Raw genomic sequence first — 17785 nt, 5'->3', positions numbered from 1 at the left:
GTGGTGGTGTGGGGTGGAATCGGAGGTAGGTCAACGGCTGCTGCCCGCGGTTAGTCCGCTGACCAGGCGCCGTTCGATCAAGGCGAAGAGGATGACGGCCGGGATGATCGCCATCAGCGCCGCGGCGAACAGGTACTGATAGTTCGTTTCGTACAGGCCGATGAACTGCTGGACACCGACCGTCAGGGGGACTCGGCTGTTGGCCGGGTCGTTGAAGAGCGTGAGTGCGATGACGAACTCGTTCCACACTTGAATGAACGTGAAGATCGTCACCGTGATGAGCGCTGGTGCCGCGAGCGGAAGGATCATCCGGAGCATGATCCGGAAGCGGCCCAGTCCGTCGATCATGGCGGCCTCGTCGATGTCGGCCGGGATCGAGCTGATGTTCGCGTGCATGATCCAGATCGCGAAGGCCAGGTTGAACGCCGTGTTGACGGTGATGATGAACCAGAAGGTGTGGACCCCGTCGACGAACAGCGCCTGCCGGTACAGGCCGATGAGCAGCGCGACGGCCGGGAACATCTGGGTGACCAGCACGATGCCGAGGAAGGCCGCGCGGCCGCGGAACTTGGAGCGGGCCAGGATGTAGGCCGCCGGGGCGGCGATCAGCAGGACCGCGGCGGTGGCGACCAGCGCCACCGTCAGGCTGACCCGGAAGTAGCTGGCCAGCGGGATCCGTTCCCACACGTCGACATAGTTCGACCACGTCCACTCCTGTGGCAGGTACGGCGCGGGGACAGCGAAGAGTTCGGCGTGGCTCTTGAGTGAGCCGAGCAGCATCGCGGCGTACGGCGCGAGGAAGAACGCCGAGATGAGCAGGCCGATCACGCTCAGTCCGACCGGCCGGATCCGGGCCCAGCCGCGCCCGACGTGAACCATGGCTCGGCGCGCCGGGGCGAACGCTGGGCGTACCGCCGCGTTCACCCGTTCCGACCAGCCGCTGACGGCCGCCCTGACCGCCGCCCGACGGGTCGGGCCGGCCCCGGATGCGGCCGTCGTGACGTCGCGGTCCGGGCGCAGGATCCGCACGTAGGCGGCGACCAGCAAGCTCAGGAAGATGACGTTCAGGACGGCCAGCGCGGCGGCTTCGCCGGGGTCGAGCTGGACGGTGAACGCGATCTTGTACATCCAGGTGACGGTGGTATCGGCGTGGTGGCCGGCGGTTTTTCCGGCGATGACCCAGATGACGGTGAACGCGTTGAACACGTGCAGCATGTTGAGGACCAACGCGACCAGCATCGACGGACGCAGCAGCGGCAGAGTGATGTGCCGGTAGGTGGCGAAGGGACCGGCCCCGTCGATCTTGGCGGCTTCGAGGACCTCGTGTGGGATGGTCTGGAGCCCGGCGAGCAGGACGTAGGTGGTGAAGGGGATCGACGTGATGATCCCGACGGCCATGATGGAGAAGAACGCGACCGACGGGTCTTTGTACCAGTCGACTGGCGCGTTCAGCAGCCCGATGTCCATCAGCAGCCGGTTGAGCAGCCCGTTGCCGCCTTCGTAGATGAATCGCCACACCGTCGCCGTCATCACCAGCGACGCCGCCCACGGAACGATCAAGGCGAGCCGTACCAGCCGTCGCCCGAAGAACGACTTCGACAGGAACTGGGCCAACCCGAGCGAGAACAGCACCGTTAGGCCGACCACGACGACGAGCCAGAGTGCGGTGTTGCCGATGATCTGAGGTAGTGCGGGTTCAGCGAACAGCCGCCGGTAGTTGGCGAGTCCGGTGAAGCCGTCGATCTGGCCGATCCGGTCGATGCGCAGGAACGACATCCAGACCATATAGGCGGCGGGGAACGCGACGACCAGACTGATCACCGCGATGCTGGGGGTCAACCACCGCAGGGGGGTCAACCGCTCCCACAACGAGTGCCGGCGCCGCCCGGGCGTCAGCGGGGGTGGCTCGCCGCTCGGTTCCCGAGGCTGAAGGGCGCCGTCCGGGGGTTGGGTACGTGCGGCATTCTCCACCCGTCTTCCTCCATTGATCCGTGGCTACGGCTTGAGTGGCTGGTTGCGCTTGTGGCGGTTGGCGACGTGGCGCTGGAGCGCACGCGGGGCACCCGTCTGGGTGCCATGCTCCAAGGTCGTCCGATTGATGTCAAGCGTTTAGAGTAGGTTTCTTGCAGAATCAGTCATCTAGGTGTTCTCGCCTGGTTTCCTCGCGGCAACCAATGAATGAGTAAGGTCACCTGGGTAAATAGTCGGTGACCGGCGAAGAGATGGGAGTCCATGGTGCTGTGGATGGACCAATGTGTCAGGTTCAACGAGGCGGATGTGCGTGAAACGCCACGAAATGTTGCGCAAGACTGCGCGATCGCTCATCGAGAGGTGGCGTAGTGATGACGGCCGCCAGTTACGCACTGATCCCCGAACCGGTCCGGATCCAACCCCGGACCGACTCGTTCACCCTGACGCCGGACACCACGGTCGCCGTCGACCCGGGTGCGGGCCGGGCCGGCGCCGCCTGGCAGCGTCTGGTCGGACATGCGCCCAACACCGCGACCACCGCCGGAGCCGATGTCCGGATCACCATTGACCCGGCCGGGTTACCCGCCCACGGTTACCGGCTCACGGTCGACTGCGACCACATCCAGGTGGTCGGAGCGGACTCCGCCGGCGCCTTCTACGGCGTTCAGACGTTGGCTCAGCTGATGCCAACTTCACTACTCGCCGATGAGCGCCGATCCTGGCCGGTGCACGTTCCGGGAGTGCGGATCGTCGATCACCCGCGGGTGTCATGGCGCGGTGTGATGCTGGATGTCGCCCGGCACTTCATGCCCAAGGAGTTCGTCCTACGGCTGCTCGACCTGCTCGCTCTGCACAAACTGAACGTCCTTCACCTGCACCTCACCGACGACCAAGGCTGGCGCATCGAGATTCCGGGATACCCGCGGCTGACCGAGATCGGCGCCTGGCGCCCGGAGACGGTCATCGGCCACGACACCGCCCTCGAAGAGTGGGACCTCCGCTACGACGGGCAACCGCACGGGGGCTTCTACACGGCCGCGGAGTTACGGGAGATCGTCGCCTACGCCGCCGACCGGTTCATCACCGTGGTTCCGGAGGTCGACATGCCCGGCCACATGCAAGCCGCCATCGCGGCCTACCCCGAGCTGGGCAACGGCCTGGCCAAGCCCGAGGTCAGGCGCCGGTGGAACGTCAGCACCCAAGTGCTCAACCTGACCGAACCCACCGTGCGCTTCTGCCTTGATGTGCTGGACGAGGTGCTGCGGATCTTCCCCAGCGAGTTCATCCACTGCGGTGGTGACGAGGTGCCCCGAGACGAATGGCGAGCCAGCTTCGCCGTCCAGGAGCGGATGCGGACCCTGGGCCTGTCCGACGAGGACGCCCTGCAGACCTGGTTCACCGGCCGGATCGCGGACTTCCTGGCCGAGTCCGGACGCCGGCTGGTTGGCTGGGACGAGATCCTGGCCGCCGGACCGGTCCCGAAGGGGACCGTCGTCATGCCCTGGCGCGGCGGCCAAGCGGTAGACGCGGCGCTGCGATCCGGATCGGACGTCGTCCTCACCCCGGCCGAGCATCTGTACCTGAACTACAACCAGTCGATGGACGTCCACGCCGAGCCGCTGGCGATTGGTGGCTACGTGCCGCTGGAGACGGTGCACGCCTTCGACCTGCCCGCCTCTGGCCATGTTCTAGGCGCACAGGCGCAGCTGTGGACCGAATACATCAACAGTCCAGGGCTCGCCGAATACATGCTCTTCCCGCGGCTCTGCGCATTCGCCGACACGGTATGGCGGCCGGGCGGCGCGTACCCGGACTTCCTGCGGAGCCTGCGGGTGCACGTGACTCGACTGGACGCGCTGGGGGTTGGCTACCGGCCGTTGGACACCTGAGCGGAGCCCGGCCGAACCGCATGGATCAGGGTGACACCTGCGGCGGCGCAGCGTTCCCGCAGGCCTGTGGAGCCGGCGGCGTCGGTGACCAACGTCCAACCGGCAGACAGCGACGTCCACGCCGGTAGGTCTTCGGGTACGTCGAGTTTGCTGGCGTCGGCGAGTACCACCACCTGCTGCGAGCGGGCGGCCACTCGCTCCTTGACCGCGGTCTCTTCGAGCGTCGGCTCACCGATCCCGCGGGCCGGATCGACGGCGTCGGCGCCGAGAAAGGCCACGGAGAACGACAGCCGCTCCAGCGCCAGATCGGTCAGCGGCCCCACCACTCCATGGCTGAGCCGGCGCACCCGCCCACCCAGGATCACGACGTCCACCTCCGACGAGGAGGCGAGTGTGGTGGCCGTCTCCAGTCCTCGAGTCACTACCACTGGGCCGTCGTCGTGCCAGTCTTCGCCGGCGAGCAGCCTGGCCAGCGCCGCGCAGGTGGTGCCGGCATCGATGAAGACCGTCGCGCCGGCGCCGACCATCGGCCGGGCGGCGGCGGCGATAGCGGCCTTGGCCTGCAACTGGACCCGGGCGCTTTCCTCGATGGGTCGTTCGTGGAACGTCTCAGGGACAACGGCGCCGCCGTACGTGCGGGCCACCTGGCGGTCCGCGGTGAGTCGCCCGAGGTCGCGGCGGACCGTGGACGGTGACACCGCCAACTCGGCGGCGAGTTCCTCGACATGGGTGGTGCCTTGGCGCAGGAGCTGGAGGAGGATCTTGTGCCGTTCTCGGGTGCCGCGGCGGGTGCTGCGTGGTGGTTCCATGAACGTGTGGACCTCCGCGTCGTCGTGGCCGGTCAGGACCCGTACGTGGCGCGGATGCGGGGCACGAACGGGCTGTAGTCGACGGCGGCCAGGTAGGCGGAGAGCATCGTGTGGTGATCGGCCCGCCCGGTGCCGGCGATGTCGAACGCGGTGCCGTGGTCCACCGACGTGCGCAGGATCGGCAGGCCCACGGTCACCGAGATCGTCCCATCGAAATCATAGGTCTTGGCGGCGATATGGCCCTGGTCGTGGAAATGGGAGAGCACGCCGTCGTAGCGGCCGGTGAGTCCCTGGTGGAACACGGAGTCCGCCGGGATCGGCCCGGCAGCGTCGAGCCCGGCGGCCCGGGCCTGCTCGCAGGCCGGTCCGATGTGCACGATCTCCTCATCACCAAAGGCGCCGTTCTCACCCCCGTGGGGGTTCACCGCGGCCACCGCCAGCCGCGGTTGGTCGACGCCGAACACGTGAAGAGCGGTGGCCGCCTCGCCGATGGCCGTGGCGACGGTGTCTTCGGTGATCTGATCGAGGGCCTGACGTAGCGACACGTGCCGGGTGGTGAAGAAGATCCGCAGGTGATGCCCGTCGACGGCCGTATTGCGCACGACGAACATCGTGTTCTGTCGGGTGACGCCGGTGAGTTCCCCGAGCATCTCGGTGTGGCCGAGATGTTGCGAGCCGGCCGCCCAGATCGCCTCCTTGTGGATCGGGCCGGTGACGATCCCGGCGACCTGGCCGTCCATGGCGGCGCGGGTGGCGACCTCGATGGCAACAACCGCGGCGCGGCCGGCGCGACCGTCGACCACCCCCCACGCAGGAATGTCGCGGCCCAAGACGCCGATGTCGACCACGTCGATGGTGCCGGGACCAGCTGGGGCGGTGGTGAACCCGGAAACCTCGCGCACCTCGACGTCCAGGCCGCAGGCGCGAGCACCGCGGCGCAGAGCTTCGGCGTCGCCGACCGCGACACCGTGGTGTCCGTCCTGCCCGGCCACCTCGGCCAGGGTGCGGGCGGTGATCTCCGGTCCGATACCCACCGGATCCCCGACGGTGACGGCGAGAACGTGGCGGCTCATGGTGTCCTCCTGAGCGGCGTAGTGAACGACAGCCGCGATTGTGCGGCTCGCACATGCCTTCGTGTGGTGGTGGCGGCCTGCCGCAGGTGATCGAGGCAGGCCGCGATAGTGGTGGTGGAGCCGATCAGCCCGCCCTTGGTGGCGACGGGAAGACCGGCCCACGGTCCGCCGACGAACGTTCCCGCGACGGCGAGCGGTTCGACTTCGAGCTCGACGTCGAGCCCGTGTGCGCCGAGCTCGGTGAACAGCGCGGCGGTGACATCGCCTCCGGTGGAGAACAGGCCGTCGATGGTGCGCTGCTCCAGCACCCTGCGCACCGCCCGGGCCAGCGCGACCGGCACCAGCGTGGCGTCGTCGGCGCTGATGTCGGCGACGTCGCCGTCCTCCAGCACGGTGGCGACGATGACGACGTCGCCGGGGCCCGCTGCCGCCAGCGCGGCGTCGAGGGCGTGGGCGGTGGCGTCGACGTCGGGTACGACGGATCCGGCGTTGCCGGCTGGTGCCGCCTTCACCACGGTGACCGCCCGGTCGGCGCGGAGGGTTGCCAGTTGGGTGCGGGTGAGCCGGGTAGCCGAGCCGGAGACCGCCAGCAGGGGAGCGCCCGCGGAATCGCCGGTGACCCCGAACGCCGTGGCCAACGCTACCGACGCGGGTCCGGAGTCGACGCTGACCCAGATCATCTCGTCGGCTTCGACGGCCGCGGCTGCGTGCGCGATCCGCCGCAAGTGTGCCGTCGTGATCGCGTCGGCGACGACCACGTCGGCGCCGTCGGCCACCGCACCGGTCAGCGCCTCGGCGAGTTGGTGATCGTTGTTGGTGACCACCGACAGCGGCAGGTGGGCCACCCGCAGGTCGGCTTGCTCAGCGATGATCGCCTCGATGGCCGAGTGCCGCACCGGCGTGCGGGGGTCGTGGGCGAGTTCGGTGTGTTCGAGGCGGACGCCGTCGAGGAGCTGAGTGCCTTCGACGGTGTGCCGGCCGGCGTCCGGGTGTGCTGGGGCGCAGAGTGCGACCGCACGGCGCCCCGACTCCTCGGCCACCGCTCGTAGCGCCGCGGCGGTGCTCGCGCCGACGTTGCCCCGGAGGGTGGAGTCGATCCGGTTGCTCACCAGTCGGGCCGGCCAGCCGGCCCGGATGACCGACGTGACCAGTGCGGCGGCCCGTTCGGGTGGCTCGTGGCGGCTGTCGGTGCTGGCCACCACGGCATCGAACCGGGACGCGAACTCGGCGACCACGTCCGGCCCTTGGTCGGCACCAACCGTGACCGCGCGCAAGCCGGCCCGGGCGAACCCCGCGGCGGTGGCGTTCGCCCCCGTGAGATCGTCCGCGACGACGAGGACCGTGTTGCCGGCCACATCGCCATTGTCCGTCACGCCGATGTTCGTCACAGGATGGCACTCGCGATCAACAGCAGCGGTAGCGAACCGAGCCATACCGCGGTGGTGATGCCGGACCAGCCGCGGATGGCGGCGAGCCCGTCCAACCCGGTGAAGCGGGTGACCACCCAGAAGTAGGAGTCGTTGAAGTAGCTGAACACCATCGACCCGGCGCAGCAGGCGAGCGCGGCCGCCACCGGCGAGATGCCGAGGCCGACCACCAGCGGCGCCGACACCGACGCTGCGGTGATCATGGCGACCGTGCCGGAGCCCTGCGCCAGCCGGACCAGCGAGGCGACCAGGAACGGCACCAACACCCCGGGAAGGTTCCACGATGAGATCGTGTCGGCCAGCTCGTCGCCAACCCCGGAGTCGCGCAGGACCTGACCTAGCGCGCCACCGGCACCGGTGATGAGGAGGATGAGCCCGGCGGCTGCGGCGGCCTGGGCCAGCCAGCCACCAACCTGCGTCCGGGTGGTCCATTTGGGCAGCAGGACGTAGACGGCCAGCAGGATTCCGATGATCAGCGCGACCACCGGGCTGCCGATGAACGACATCACCTCGGCTACCCGCGCCGGCTCGTAGTCGTCCGCGCCGGCCAAGACTCCCTGGCGGTTGCGGTCGATGGCGGTCGTGACCGTGTTGGCGACGATGAGCAGCAGAGGGACCAGCAGCGGCAGGGACGCCAGACCCGCGGTCATCCGGTGTGGTTTGCCGCCGGTCGGAGGTTCGCCGAGGGCATGGGCGACCTGGTCGTCGTCGCCGCCGGCGGCAGGGCTGCCGGACGGCGCCGCGGCACTGCTGACCGAGCTGCTGACCGGGCTGCTGACCGAGCTGTAGACCGCCTCGCGCACCTCCGGGACCACATGCGGCTCCAGCCGGGGCCCGACCCACCGGGCGTACATAACGACGATCGGCATGAGCAGGACGGTGAATACGAGCCCAGCCAGGATCAGTCCGCCGAGGTCGGCGCCGATGATGCCGGCGACGGCGAGCGGGCCAGGTGTGGGCGGCACGAGGTGGTGGGTGAGCGTCATCCCGCAGCCGAGCGCGAGCGCCAGCGTGACGTAGCCGGCCCCTTTGCGGCGGGCGATGGAGCGGGCCAGTGGGTTCATGATCACGTAGCCGGAGTCGCAGAAGACCGGGATGGACACCAGGCCGCCGGTGCCGGCCATCGCCCAGGGTTCTCGCCCACGGCCGAGTGCCGCGACGAACTTGCGGGCGAGAGCATCCGCGGCACCGGAGACTTCGAGTATCTTGCCGACGGCCACCCCGAGGCCGATGACGATGCCGATAGAGCCCATGGTGGCGCCGAAGCCACTGGTGATCGAGTCGAGTGTGTCCGTGGCAGGTGAACCGGCCACGAATCCGATCACCAATGCGGCGAGGAGCAGGGCGACGAACGCGTCCAGCCGAGTCCACAACACCAGTACGACGATGGTGGCGATCCCGAGGACGAGTGCCGCCAGCAGTTGCAGATCCACGTCGATCCTCCTGCATGAGCGGGACATGGTGGGGTGTTTCGTCGCGTCATCATGCCGGATCTAACTGCGCGATTCAAGCATTACTGGTAAGTAACATGAGCGAATAGTGCATCTATGGTGATGGGTGCAGAATCCCGTCGAGGCGCCAGCCGAGCCAACCGCGGCCGCGATGACGGTGCGCGGGCAGCTCAGGGCCGGATGGCGGAGACGTAGGCGCCGGCGCGGCGCAGCCGCCCTGGCCGCGATCGCTCGATCAGCGGTCGGAGGTGCGCCTCGAGCCGCGCCGCCTCGGTTGGTACGAGTGCCTGCTCGATGGCCGCACCAAAGGTGGGAGTATGCGGATTCGGGCTGGTGGCCAGGACGTGCTCCCAGGGTGTGCCGGCATACGGCGAGCGGGTGGAGCGGACGGTCGGATTCCTCTCAAGGGTGGCACGTCATGTCCTGCCTTGGGCGACGGCACGACGAGTATCCGCCTCACGACGTCGAGAACGTCGATTCGTGTGCGACGAACCGGCTGATGCTGGCGCGCAGCCCGGCCGGGTCGAGGCCATACTCGGCGTCGTGGTCGGCCGGGGTGCCGTATCGGCGGGCCGTGTGTGGTGGTGCGCCGAGGGCGAGCAGCCGGTGTGGCAGGTCTACGAGGGCTTCGGATACCCGCGCCGACGACGTGCCGCGCAGGTACGGCTCGACCAGGACGACCGCCGGTTCGGCCAGGACGAACCGGAGCGTCGCCGCGTCGAATGGTCGCACCGTCGCCGCATACAGCACGGTGACGTCGAGATCCGACGTCGCCTCTAGAACTCGGTCCAGCATCGGACCAACGGCCACCACAGTGGGGCCTGTTCCTTTGCGTATAACGCTGAACTGCCCGTCGCCCACCGATTGCGGCCTGTGGTTCGTCTGGGTCGAGAGCCGGATGTAGACGCGGTTGTCATCGGCGACGGCCTGGCGCAGCAGAGTGTCGACCTCGTCGGGATGCCCGGGTACGTGCACGGTCCATTGGGGGAGGGTGTCGATGAGGGCGACGTCGCCTGGTGCGTGGTGGGTGTAGCCGTATCGTGGTTCGTCGTAGGTGGCGCCGACGCTCACCAGGATCGCCCCCAGGTCTTGGTGGCCGAGGTCGACCTTCACCTGCTCGAACGGGCGCTCGATGAGAAATGGCGCGTAGGTATGGGCGATGGGACGTAGCCCGGACAGCGCCAGGCCGGCGGTGGAGCCGATGAGAGCCTGTTCCCGGATGCCCACATTGATCACGCGGCTCTGGTGCCGGCTGGCGGCTTGCTCGAACAGCTCGGTGGAGATGTCTGCCAGAACGACGGCGAGCTGAGGAACGTCGTCGAGCAACTCGGTGGTGACAGCGGCGAATCGATGGCGCATGATCAGCCCTTGGGTTCGACGACGGCGACGACGGCTCTGGGCTGTCGTGGTGCACGGGTGGACAGTGCTGCGGCCAATGCCTCGTGGTCACGGCCATCGACCGTCGAGGTAGACCATCCTTCGAGCTCGAAGCGCTGAGCGATTCCTCCGGGCCAGCCGAGTGATGCCGAGTTGTTGTCCACGACGATGGTGGTCAGCGTGTCGAGTTCATATGCGGCGGCGACCACGATGGCCTCATGGTTGCTCCCCTCATCCAACTCTGCGTCGCCGACCAGGACGAACGTCTTCGCCGGATTGCCCTGTGCGCGCAGGCCGAGCGCCAGTCCGGTCGCCGTCCCCAGCCCGTGTCCGAGGGAGCCGCTGGAGATCTCGACGCCGGGCAGGAGCTGCCGGTCGGGGTGGTGCCCGAGGCGGGAGTCCGGGCCGGCGAACCCGGATAGCCATTCGGCCGGAAAGAAGCCGTGGGCGGCGAGCACGGCGTAGTAGGCCATCGGCCCGTGACCCTTGGACAGGAGGAAACGGTCGCGGTCGGGATCGTCGGGGGCTTGGGGATCGATGCGCAGGATCCTGTCGTACAGTACCCAGAGCACGTCCAGGGTGGAGGTGGCGCTGGGTGTGTGTTTCTCCGCGCCGGTCAGGCGAGACATCAACGGTGCCAGGTCGGCGTACGTGGCAGCGGTGGTCATCTGGGTCATGTTGACGACTCTGCAACCTCAACTATGGTTGAGGTCAAGAGTTCTCGCCGATCTTCTCGACGGCGTCCGTCGGGATCCGTGCGACGCGCGACCGGAGGTAGCGTTGTTCCGGGATGCTGGTCGCCAACCGAGCTGCGGTCCGGTAGGCATCCCGTGCGGCCAACCGGTCACCGGCCTGTTCGAGCAGGTGGGCACGGACCGCGTGGTATCGATGATGCCGGGTCATCCGGTGGTCGGTCCGGAGGGTGTCGAGCACGTCGAGGCCGGCCGTCGGCCCGCGGGTCATGGCGACCGCGATGGCGTGGTTGAGTGTGACCATCGGGTTGGGAGCGATCCGACTGAGGATCTGATAGAGCACGCTGATCTCGTACCAGTTGGTGTCATCGGCTGTTGGTGCCTGTACGTGGACGGCGGCGATCGCGGCCTGGAGCTGGTAGGGCCCGAGCTGGGACGTCGACATCGCGGTAGTAATCAGCTGGCTCCCTTCCTCGATCAGCCTGGTGTCCCACAGCGCGCGATCTTGTTCGGCGAGCGGGATCAGCGTTCCATGCTCATCGGTGCGCGCCGCGCTCCTGGCATCGGTGAGCACCATGAGGGCCAGCAGACCCGCGACCTCGCCGTCGTCGGGCAGGAGGTGGTGGACCGCTCGGGTGAGCCGGATCGCCTCCCGGGTGAGTTCGTGCCGTTGCAGCTCCGGGCCCGACGTAGCGGCGTAGCCTTCGTTGAACATCAAGTAGAGCACCTGCAACACCGCGGCGAGGCGCTCCGGCCACTCCCGCTCCGATGGCATCCGGAAGCTGGCCCCCGCCGCCTTGATGCGTTGTTTGGCCCGGCTGATCCGGGGCGCCATGGTGGCCTCCGGGACCAGGAACGCCTGGGCGATCTGGGCGGTGGTCAGCCCACCGACGGCGCGGAGGGTCAGCGCCACCTGTGAGGCCGGTGTGAGCACCGGATGGCAACACAGGAACAAGAGGCTGAGGGTGTCGTCCCGGCTACCCGGTTGTTCTCCGTCGAGCTCCGGATCGAGAAACTCGTCCGGCGGCTCTAGTGCCGCGGCCGCCGCCTCGCGTCTCCGTCTCGCCTGTTCACTACGGATGTGGTCGACGAACCGGCGGGCCGCCACGGTGGTCAGCCAGCCGCGTGGGTTATCGGGAACGCCGCTCTGCGGCCAGCGTTCGGCCGCGGCCAGCAGGGCATCTTGCACCGCGTCCTCACAGGCGTCGAACTGCTGATACCGGCGGGTGAGCGTGCCGAGGACCTGCGGCGCCAGCCGGCGCAGCAGGACCTCGATCTCCACGTCGGCGGTCAGCGGATCACATCTCCATCCCGGCAGAGAACATCACCGGACGCACCTCGATCCCCAGGCCGTCCAGAGCGGCGTCGGGGATCATGGCGGCCAGCTCGATCGCCCGTTCCTTGCTCTCGCAGTCCACAAGGTAGAACCCGGCCAGGTGTTCTTTGGATTCTAGGTACGGACCGTCGGTGACCGCGGGTAGACCATCCCGGACCCGCACCACACAGCTGGTGGAAGGGTCGGCCAGAGCCTGGGTGCCGATCATCTCACCAGACTGCTGGATCGTCTCGATGAACTTTCCGTGGCCGTCCATCACCGCGTTGCGTTCTTCCTCGGTGAGTGACTCGAAGATCTGTGGATTCATGTGCATGATCAGCAGGAATTTCACGGTGTCTCCTTCATTCGGGGTGCCCGCACGGATGGGCACGTCTCAACGGTAGGTCGGTGCGGGCGGCGTGGTCTTGACATCACGTGGCGAGCTGGGCGCAAGATCCGGCGCTGGGAACCGACTCCGTTTCGAGACCGGTGCCTCGCCGGTCGCCACCATCGACGAGGAGTACAGGAAACGGAGACGACGATGACGTTGCCACGGATGGGGATCGGCCTGCCGACCTTCGGGCCGTACGCGGGCCCGCAGGCCATCACGACGGTAGCCGCGGCGGCCGAGCGGCTGGGCTATCACAGCGTGTCCGTCTCGGAGCGGCTACTGCTGCCCGCCGGCCCGGAATGGAGCAACGATGCGGGGCTCCCGGCTTCCCACGTATGGGATCCGATCGAAGCTCTGACCTGGGCTGCTGCTAGTACCACCCGGGTCCGCGTCGGGACCGCCGTCATGATCGCCCTGTTCCAGCCGCCGATCATCCTGGCCCGCCGCCTGGCCACGCTGGACGCACTTTCCGGTGGCCGCCTCGACGTCGGGCTAGGCCAAGGCTGGCTACCAGAGGAGTTCACCGCCACGGGGGTGGCCATGAGCCGGCGGGGTCGAGGATTCGAGGAGTACGTGGCCGCCTTGCGGGCATGTTGGGCACCCGATCCCGTCCAATTCGAGGGTGCCCGATACCAGTTGCCATTGTCCATCGTGGGCCCCAAGCCGTCCGGCCAACTGCCGATCTACATCGGCGCGGTTGCGCGGCCGGCGGTCGAACGTGCGGCGCGGCTCGCAGATGGATTCATCGGGGCCGTCCGGACGTGGGCGGACACCCGCAACGAGATCGGTTGGTACCGGGACGCCGGTGGAATCGGGCCGGTCGTGCTGAGATGTGCCCACCCTGACCGGGAGCCGGTGGCCTTCGCGGCGAACTTCGTCGCAACCGCGTTGGCCGACCTCGAGAATGCGGCCGACGTTGGAGCCGCGGAGGTGCACTGGGACATGAACCTGGCCAGTGTGCCGACGGAGAAGCAGGTGGAGCTACTCGAGGTGCTCGCCACGAAAGTGTCCGGCGGCTGACTGTTCGACAGGGGACGGGCGGACGAGGTCATAGCAGCGCTGCGTAGCCGGCCAACCCGAAGTACACCGTACCGACGGCGATGTGCTGGTAACGTGCGGCGGCGCCCCGGCGGCGCAGCACCCTCCGCAACAAATCTCCAGACAGCGCATACCCCAGGTCCATCACCAGCGCGATCCCGAAGAAGACGGCGCCAAGCACGAGCATCTCGCCACGGGCCGTCTCCGGCCCCGACACGAACTGTGGGAGGAAGGCCAGAAAGAACAGCACAACCTTCGGGTTGAGGAGGTTGATGAGGAGACCGTCCCGGAACACCTGATACATCGGGATCGGCGGGGGTTCGGCCCCATCGACGGGAGACGGCCGGCGCATCGCGCGGACCCCGAGGTAGGCAAGGTACGCCGCGCCGGCGAGTTTGAGCGCCGTGAACCCGGCCGGTGCGGCGACGGCATGGTGCGCAGCCGTCGGGGCAGCGGCAGCGTGATCGCCGGCCCGGTGGTTGCCGCGCCATCCGATGGCCGGATAGCGGGCGGCACCGCCACGTCGATCTTCCAGCGGCTCGTCGACAGCGACCCCAGGATCATCTCGCTGGCGCACGCCGCCGAACCACCCGCGAGCGGATTGCTGAGCACGCTGCGGTCCGTCGTCGCCGACGATCTGCCGGATCTGCTGCCCCACGCCGGTTACCACCCTCGGGGGTTGCCGATGCTGCGCGCCGCGGTCGCCGCCGAGTTCTCCCGATGTGGTGTGCCGACGGCCGCCGACGACATCGTCGTGACCACGGGAGCTTCTCAGGCTCTGGCCCTGATTGCTCAGCTTTACGTTCGTCGCGGGGCGGCCGTGGTGGTCGAGTTGCCGAGCTGGCCCGGCTGCTACCACGCATCGACGAGTTGGTGGCGGACCAGGCGCCGCTGGCCAGGCAGCGGTTGGAACACCTCGCCGGGCTCCTGGCGCAGGCGCTCCCCGAGTGGCGCTGGCGGTGGCCGGACGGCGGTTCGGCGCTGTGGGTAGCTCTACCCGGAGTGGACGCGAGGGTGTTCGCTCAGGTGGCGCTCCGGCACGGAGTGGAGGTGGTGCCGGGCGCGGCGATGGACCCAACCGGTGAACATGACAACTACGTCCGCATCCCGTACACGTTCAGCCCAAACACCCTCACCGACCTGGTGCGCCGGCTGGAGTCGGCCTGGACGGAGCTCGTCAGCGGTTAGCGCCGGTGATCGGTGTTACGGTGGCTCCGCGTTGATCGTCGCGAGCGAGAGTTGGAGGCGACGCCACGTGTTCACGGCATCCAGGACGGTAGGTCAGGTCGAGGTGACCTGCCTGCTGGACGGCTCCGGCCCCTTCACCTTGGCGACACTTGAGGCGACGTTTCCCAACGCCACCGCCGCCGACTGGTCCGCCGCCCGCCGGCTCGACCCGAAGGCCTTCGGTGCTGATGGCCGGTGGCACCTCTCGTTCCACTGCTTCGCGATCCGGGTTCCCGGTGGCCGGATCGTCCTGGTCGACACCGGGATCGGCCCAGCCGACGGGCCGGCGTCGACCTGGGCTCCGGTGCCCGGTCGGCTACCGGAAGCGCTCGCCGAGGCCGGCATCGCGGCAAGTGACGTGTCGCTCGTCGTGCAGACCCATCTCCACACCGATCACGTGGGCTGGGCCGTCTCCCTTGAGGGTGATCCGGTGTTCTCCAACGCGCGATACGTGGTGCAGCGGGCTGAGCTGGCCGCCCTGGAGAAGGCCGGCAGTCCGCTGCTCGAGGCCGTCGTGCGGCCCTTGCGGCAGCGTGATCAGCTGGACGCGGTGGATGGCTCGCTGGACCTGCTCGGTGGTCACGGCCGGCATGGCGCGCGAATCGCCGTCTCCGCCACCCCCGGACATACCCCCGGCCACCAGTCGGTTGTCGTCGACAGCGGAGCCGACCGGATGGTGATCACCGGTGACGTGCTGGTCCATGCGGTTCAACTGGTCAATCCCGACGTCCGGTATACCTACGAGGACGATGCCGACCTCGCGCGGAGGAGCCGGCGTGATCTGTTGGCGGACGCGGAGGCGCACCGCGCGTTCCTGGCCACTGCCCACCTGAACCAGCCGTTCATGCCGACCCCGCTCCGGTGACCCGCCGGAGATCGGGAGCGGGTGACAAGCGACGTCCGGGCCGCTGGTCAGCGACCCGGACGCCGTTCCCCTTGTGAACGGGCGGCTACCGCGCCGAGCGGGCAGCGGCGCGGACTAGCTGTCCGCGCTCACGGGGGGTGATGACGCCAGCCGCACGTAGCTGGTCAGCCACCCGACCGACATGCCGGACGAAGTCGCCGTGGTTGCCCCACGCGGCGTCGTCCAGGATGTGATGGTTGATCGTGCAGATCCCGGCGAGTTCGTGGTTCGGGACGCCGCTGTCCTCGCCTCTTATCATCACGGTCTCACGGGGATCTTCGTCGGCGCAGATCGGCACCGCGAGCGGGCCGCCAACCACGGGCAGCTCGATGGAGGTACCGGCCAAGTCGACGGTCAATTCGGTGCCCGGCTCAGGGCGCAGTGTGTGCTGGTGGTCGCTGGAGAAGACCATGAGCCCCAGGCGTTGTCCCGCGGAGACGATCTTGTCCGTGGACTGCAAGGTGAACGTGACGTCGTAGAACTCGCCGGGCGTCAGCGGCTCGCTGCTGGTCAACGAACTGTGGTTGCGGGGGTCCGCCCAGCCTCGGGTGACGACGCTGGTCGCCGCGAGTGGGCTCCCCGTCCACGGTAGGCGGACCAGCATCACCGAGAGGTTGGCGGCGGGTTTGCTCGACGCGAGCCGCACGGTGATCGACGGGGTGCCCGACAGGTGAAGGTCGTCGCTGAGCTCCGGTGTGGCGTAGAGCAGTCGGTGGTCCGAGGTTTCCTGCTGGGCCAGGTTCCCGGCGAGGTGGGTGTAGTCGTCCACGAGCGTTTCCCCGCCCGCGTCCGGCAGGGTCAGCGAGGTGAACTCACCAGTGGTCGACCCGCCGGCCAGGGGGTAGAAGGTGACGGACGTGGAATCCGGGTTCGGATAGTCGTCGAACGGTGTGGTGTCGAACCGGTCGGAGCCATGGGCGATCTGTACCCGCGGGTCGTTCTCGACGTCGTTCTCGTGCTCCCAGAGGTACCGGGTGAACCAACGGTTCATCATCTCGTGCGGCGGCGGGCCGCCGTGCCCACCCTGGTGGAAGTACGCCTGAACCGGGGTGCCTTGCTGCCGCAGAACGTCGTACAGCTGAGTGGCCTGCTGCGGCATGACGTTCCAGTCGTTGAAGCCGTGCGCGAACAGTGTGGCGGCGGTGATGTTCCCCGCGTCAGCGAGGTAGCTGCGTTCGGCCCAGAAACTGTTGTAGTCGCCGTTGGCCCGGTCCATCTCGGCCACCATCGTGGCGTCGCGGACGGTGTCGTTGCAGTAGTCCCGCGTCTCCGGGAATCCGCTGTTGACGAAGTCGTACAGAACATCCGCGTCTTCACCACGCCACGTTCCCTCGGGCGATACACCGCCGCCGGGGTGTTTGACGGTTCCGTTGGACCGGAAGTAGTCATACCACTCCGAGATCGCCGCGACCGGGATGATGGCCTCCAGCCCCTCCACGCCGGTGGTGGCGGCGGCGATGGGCAGCGTGCCGTTGTACGACGTGCCGGTCATACCGACCTTGCCGGTGGACCAGTAGGCGTCGACCTCATCGTCGCCGTCGACGGAGGTATAACCGGCGGCGCGGCCGTTCAGCCAGTCGACGACCGCCTTGGGGGCTAGCGACTCGTTGGTGCCCCCGATGGTCGGGCAGCCCTGGGAGAGGCCGGTGCCTGGCGAGTCGGAATGCACCAAGGCGAAGCCGCGTCGTACCCATTCGTTGACGTGGCTGTTGGAGACCGATGTCCGGTTCGGCTGGTGCGGGATGACCGGTGCCGGCTGGCGCTGCGGAGGCTCCGCGCCGATTTCCTGATGGACATTCCAGAACCAGGTGAGCTGTGAGTTCACTGGCGCCGTACCGGCGTAGTACGGGCTGGTCTCGTAGACCACGGGTACCTTGAGGCCCTCGGTGTCCGTCTGCATCGGCCGGGTGACGTCGACGTGGACGCGGTCCGGTTGACCGTCGCCATCGCTGTCGAATTCGGTCTCCACCCAGAGTTGCTGGCGGATCCACGTGTTCGGGTCGGCGAACTCGGGCACGATCTGGGCCTGGCCGTCCTCGAAGATGGGGCCGGTACCAGCGGGCTCGTTGGCCGCGCCGGTGGTGGAGAACAACGTGAGGACGAGGGTGCCGGTGGCTGTCGCGGCAGCTACCTGTCTGGCCCTGGTGCGCGCGGTGCGTGGTGCCATGGAGGGTCCCCCAAGGTGGGTCCGGTGACGGGTGGCCAGGATGGCAGCACCTGC

15 protein-coding genes are annotated in these 17785 nt (G+C 68.2%); 4 read left to right on the top strand and 11 right to left on the bottom strand.

What is annotated here, in order from left to right:
• Positions 1 to 30 precede the first annotated feature (30 nt).
• Positions 31 to 1971 (bottom strand): ABC transporter permease, encoded by a 1941-nt coding sequence (locus tag G8760_RS00970; protein WP_207781892.1) that lies wholly within the window; start codon positions 1969 to 1971, stop codon positions 31 to 33.
• A gap of 371 nt (positions 1972 to 2342) precedes the next feature.
• Here G8760_RS00970 and G8760_RS00965 point away from each other — a divergent pair, with 371 nt between their 5' ends.
• On the top strand, positions 2343 to 3860 hold the full coding sequence (locus tag G8760_RS00965; RefSeq protein WP_166345338.1) for a beta-N-acetylhexosaminidase: 1518 nt from the start codon (positions 2343 to 2345) through the stop codon (positions 3858 to 3860).
• Here the strand turns inward: G8760_RS00965 and G8760_RS00960 are convergent.
• The 8 genes from G8760_RS00960 to G8760_RS00925 form a co-directional block, all read right to left on the bottom strand.
• Positions 3839 to 4669, bottom strand: a complete 831-nt coding sequence (locus tag G8760_RS00960) for a DeoR/GlpR family DNA-binding transcription regulator (RefSeq protein WP_166345335.1) — start codon at positions 4667 to 4669, stop codon at positions 3839 to 3841. The genes G8760_RS00965 and G8760_RS00960 overlap by 22 nt on opposite strands.
• A 32-nt stretch (positions 4670 to 4701) precedes the next feature.
• Positions 4702 to 5742 (bottom strand): 4-hydroxythreonine-4-phosphate dehydrogenase PdxA, encoded by a 1041-nt coding sequence (gene pdxA, locus G8760_RS00955; protein WP_166345333.1) that lies wholly within the window; start codon positions 5740 to 5742, stop codon positions 4702 to 4704.
• Positions 5739 to 7097, bottom strand: a complete 1359-nt coding sequence (locus G8760_RS00950; RefSeq protein ID WP_207781891.1) for a four-carbon acid sugar kinase family protein — start codon at positions 7095 to 7097, stop codon at positions 5739 to 5741. The genes pdxA and G8760_RS00950 overlap by 4 nt, the downstream gene beginning before the upstream one ends.
• 29 nt (positions 7098 to 7126) lie before the next feature.
• On the bottom strand, positions 7127 to 8602 hold the full coding sequence (locus tag G8760_RS00945; protein ID WP_207781890.1) for a GntP family permease: 1476 nt from the start codon (positions 8600 to 8602) through the stop codon (positions 7127 to 7129).
• A gap of 474 nt (positions 8603 to 9076) precedes the next feature.
• Positions 9077 to 9979 (bottom strand): transketolase family protein, encoded by a 903-nt coding sequence (locus G8760_RS00940; protein ID WP_166345329.1) that lies wholly within the window; start codon positions 9977 to 9979, stop codon positions 9077 to 9079.
• A gap of 2 nt (positions 9980 to 9981) precedes the next feature.
• Complete coding sequence (locus G8760_RS00935) at positions 9982 to 10665, bottom strand: thiamine pyrophosphate-dependent enzyme (RefSeq protein WP_166347752.1); 684 nt, start codon at positions 10663 to 10665, stop codon at positions 9982 to 9984.
• A 43-nt stretch (positions 10666 to 10708) separates the two neighbouring features.
• On the bottom strand, positions 10709 to 11971 hold the full coding sequence (locus G8760_RS00930) for an RNA polymerase sigma factor (protein ID WP_207781888.1): 1263 nt from the start codon (positions 11969 to 11971) through the stop codon (positions 10709 to 10711).
• A gap of 16 nt (positions 11972 to 11987) precedes the next feature.
• On the bottom strand, positions 11988 to 12356 hold the full coding sequence (locus G8760_RS00925) for a YciI family protein (protein WP_166345327.1): 369 nt from the start codon (positions 12354 to 12356) through the stop codon (positions 11988 to 11990).
• Positions 12357 to 12545: 189 nt separating this feature from the next.
• On the opposite strand from G8760_RS00925, the gene G8760_RS00920 reads away from it, so the two are divergent.
• Complete coding sequence (locus tag G8760_RS00920) at positions 12546 to 13415, top strand: TIGR03619 family F420-dependent LLM class oxidoreductase (RefSeq protein ID WP_166345325.1); 870 nt, start codon at positions 12546 to 12548, stop codon at positions 13413 to 13415.
• Between the two features lie 28 nt (positions 13416 to 13443).
• Here the strand turns inward: G8760_RS00920 and G8760_RS00915 are convergent, their stop codons facing one another.
• Complete coding sequence (locus G8760_RS00915; protein ID WP_207781887.1) at positions 13444 to 14091, bottom strand: LysE family translocator; 648 nt, start codon at positions 14089 to 14091, stop codon at positions 13444 to 13446.
• A 215-nt stretch (positions 14092 to 14306) separates the two neighbouring features.
• Between G8760_RS00915 and G8760_RS00910 the strand changes: the two genes are divergently transcribed.
• Complete coding sequence (locus tag G8760_RS00910; RefSeq protein ID WP_166345323.1) at positions 14307 to 14621, top strand: aminotransferase-like domain-containing protein; 315 nt, start codon at positions 14307 to 14309, stop codon at positions 14619 to 14621.
• Positions 14622 to 14688: 67 nt separating this feature from the next.
• Entirely contained in the window at positions 14689 to 15525 is an 837-nt protein-coding gene (locus G8760_RS00905; RefSeq protein WP_207781886.1) for an MBL fold metallo-hydrolase, read from the top strand.
• Positions 15526 to 15610: 85 nt separating this feature from the next.
• Here the strand turns inward: G8760_RS00905 and G8760_RS00900 are convergent, their stop codons facing one another.
• Positions 15611 to 17731, bottom strand: a complete 2121-nt coding sequence (locus tag G8760_RS00900; RefSeq protein WP_166345319.1) for a Xaa-Pro dipeptidyl-peptidase — start codon at positions 17729 to 17731, stop codon at positions 15611 to 15613.
• Positions 17732 to 17785 lie beyond the last annotated feature (54 nt).

This window comes from Phytoactinopolyspora limicola (genome assembly GCF_011320225.1).
In the GTDB taxonomy this organism is placed as follows: domain Bacteria; phylum Actinomycetota; class Actinomycetes; order Jiangellales; family Jiangellaceae; genus Phytoactinopolyspora; species Phytoactinopolyspora limicola.
This window is presented reverse-complemented; position numbering and strand designations above follow the sequence as displayed.